The sequence below is a fragment of the Streptomyces swartbergensis genome (assembly GCF_002148965.1).
GTDB classification, from domain to species: domain Bacteria; phylum Actinomycetota; class Actinomycetes; order Streptomycetales; family Streptomycetaceae; genus Streptomyces; species Streptomyces swartbergensis.
The window spans coordinates 1-3,225 of record NZ_NGFN01000554.1 but is presented as its reverse complement, the minus strand read 5'-3'; the positions used below and the strand labels follow the sequence as shown (position 1 = coordinate 3,225).

Annotated in this window: 1 protein-coding gene; it reads right to left on the bottom strand. The window is 72.0% G+C overall.

Annotated elements, in window-relative coordinates; all coding sequences use genetic code 11:
* A partial coding sequence (locus CA983_RS41940) for a condensation domain-containing protein (protein ID WP_143645757.1) occupies positions 1-3,225 on the bottom strand: 3,225 nt, incomplete at both ends.

Here is a 3,225-nt window from a genome sequence, read left to right as displayed (position 1 = left end):
GTAGGGGTCGGCGATGAAGCGTTGTGCGGTGAGGGCGGGGCGGTTGACGTAGCCGCGGGCCAGTCCGGGGCCGCCGAGGTAGATCTCGCCGGCGACGCCGATGGGGACCGGTCGCAGCTGTTCGTCGAGGAGGCGGAGGCGGACGTTGGGCAGTGGGGTGCCGATGACGGGCACGTCGACAGGGCCGGACAGGTCGTGGCAGGTGGCGTCGACGGTCGCTTCCGTAGGGCCGTACAGGTTGAAGGCCTGAGTGGCGGCCCCACGTTCGTGCAGCGTCCGCCACAGCGTCGCGGACACCGCCTCGCCGCCCACCAGGACCGTTCCCGGCACCCGGTCGCCCTCCAGCAGCCCGGCATCGATCAGCATGCCCAGATGGGACGGCGTGACGTTGAGGACGTCGATCGCGGCCCGCCGCACCAGAGCCACCAGCGCCTCGGGATCGCGGCGCACGTCCTCCGGTGCGACGTGCAGGGTGTGTCCGGCGACCAGCCACAGGAACTGTTCCAGTGACGGGTCGAAGGTCATCGCGGTGGTGTGTGCGATATTCCGCCGGGGCCCGCCCTGTGCCATGCGTCGTACGTGGCACAGAAGGTGGCGCAGGGAGCGATGCTGGACGGTGACGCCCTTGGGGGCGCCGGTGGACCCCGAGGTGTAGATGATGTACGCGGCCTGGTCGGGGTGGAGGCGCGGCGTGGGCGCCGAGCCGCCGCCTGGGGCCTGTCGCGGGTCGAGGTGGACGCGGCCGGGATCGGTCGGCAGGTCTCGGGTGATGACGACGGGGGCCGCGACCTCGTCGAGGATGTGGGCGACGCGGCCCGCGGGCCACTCCGGGTCCACAGGCACGTAGACGCCTCCTGACTGCAGGACGGCCAGGAGGGCCACGATGCTGTCGGCGGAGCGCGGCAGGCACACCGCGACCGGCATCTCGGCCACCACGCCGGAGCGCAGCAACTGCTCGACCAGGCCGGAGACGTGGGTGTCGAGCTCGGCGAACGTCAGCGTCGTGTCCCCGTATGCCAGCGCGGGCGCGTCCGGAGTCGCCCGCACCTGCGCGGCGAAGGCGTCCGGGACCGTCTCCGTGTCCGCATCCGCTTGAGGGTCGGCGGCAGGCGTGTGCAGCGACCCGGACCCGGCCAGTAGGCGCAGGCGTTCGGCGTCGTCGCTCAGTGGCAGGTCACCCACCCGGAGGCCGGGCTCGTCCGCCGCCGCGCCGAGCAGTGTCAGGTAGTGGGCGGCCAGCACGTCCATGCGGGGCCGGTCGAACAGGTCGGGGCAGTACGTGAGCACGCACCGCTTCCCGTCCCGGCCCGAGACGATGTCGAGGGACAGGTCGAATCGGCTCGTCACGCCGCCGAAGCCCAGCGAGGCGCAGTCCGTGCCGTGCAGGACGAGCTTCTCGTCGGGGGCGTCGAGGAGCTGGAAGGTGACCTGGACGAGAGGGTTGTGGCTGAGGTCGCGCTCGGGCGCGAGCGTCTCGACCAGCGTCTCGAAGGGCAGGTCCTGATGGGCGAAGGCGCCCAGCGCGGCCTCGCGGACCCGGTCGAGCAACTCGAGGAACGACAGCTCCGACGGACAGCGGACCCGTACGGGGAGGGTGTTGACGAAGAAGCCGACCAGGGGTTCGGTCTCGGCGCGGGTACGGTTCGCCGCCGGCACTCCCACGACCAGGTCGTCCTGGCCGCTGTAGCGCGCCAGCAGTACCTGGAAGGCGCCGAACAGCGTCATGAACAGGGTGACGCCCTGCTCTCGGCCGAGCGCTTCCAGCCGCGCGACCAGCGGTGCGGGCAGCGGGAACTCGACGGTCTCGCCCCGGTGGGACTGGACGGCGGGACGCGGGTGGTCCGCAGGCAGCCGCAGTACCGAGGGCGCGCCGTCCAGGGCCCGCTTCCAGTACGCGAGTTGCTCCTGCTGTACCGGGCCGGTCATCCAGGCTCGCTGCCAGACGGCGAAGTCGGCGTACTGGATGTCCAGTCGGGGGAGCGCGGCGGGGGTGCCGGTGACGTATTCCCGGTACAGGCGGCCGAGTTCGTCCACCAGGACGTCGACCGACCAGCCGTCGGAGACGATGTGGTGCATGGTCACCACCAGCACGTGCTCGTCGTCCGCCAGCCGGGCGACAGCCACACGCATCAGCGCGCCGTCCGCCAGCCGGAACGGGATGCGTGCCTCCGCCGCCACCAGGGCCCGCACGCCGTCCTCGGTCCGCTCGGGCGGCTCGATCCGCACGACCTCCGTCGCCCGCCGCACGACCGGCGCGTCGGGGGCCGAGACGACCTGGTAGGGCACGCCGTCCCGGTCGACGAACGCCGTTCGCAGCGTCTCGTGTCGCTCGACCAGCGTCCGCAGCGCCCGCTGTAGCGCGTCCAGGTCGAGAGGGCCGCGGACCCGGTAGGCGTCGCACATGGTGTAGAAGTCGCTGTCGGGCGTCAACTGGTCCAGGTACCACAGGCGTTGCTGCGCGAACGACAGCGGCAGCGGCCCGCTCCGGTCCACCGGCTCAAGGGCCGGAGCCCCGTGGCCGAGGCCCTTGCCCTGTTCGGCACGGACGCGGGCGGCCACCTCCTCGACCGTCGCGGCGTCGAACAGCACCCGCAGCGGCACCTCGACATCGAGCAGCTTCCGGATCCGGGCCATCACCTGGATCACCAGCAGCGAGTGCCCACCCAACTCGAAGAAGTTGTCGTGCACGCCGACCCGGTCGACGCCGAGCACCGCGCACCAGACCTGCGCCACGACCTCCTCCACCACGTCACGCGGCGCCACGAAGCGGACGTCCAGTTCCGGCCTGCCCAACTCCGGCACCGGCAGGCGACTTCGGTCCAGCTTCCCGTTCGACGTCAGTGGCAGTGCGTCCAGAACCACCACCGCCGACGGCACCATGTACGCGGGCAGCCGGCCCTGCGCGAACCGGCGGATGTCGGCGGGGCCGGCCTCGACGGCGTCCGCGGGCGTGACGTAGGCGATCAGCCGCGCGTGTTCGTCGTCGATGACGGCGGCTTCCTTGACGGTCGGGTGGTGGGTGAGGGTGGCTTCGATCTCGCCGGGTTCGATGCGGAAGCCGCGGAGTTTGATCTGGTTGTCGGTGCGTCCGAGGTATTCGAGGGTTCCGTCGGGGCGCAGGCGGGCGCGGTCGCCGGTGCGGTAGAGGCGGCTGCCGGGGGTGTCGCCGTAGGGGTCGGCGATGAAGCGTTGTGCGGTGAGGGCGGGGGTGCGGTGAGGGCGGGG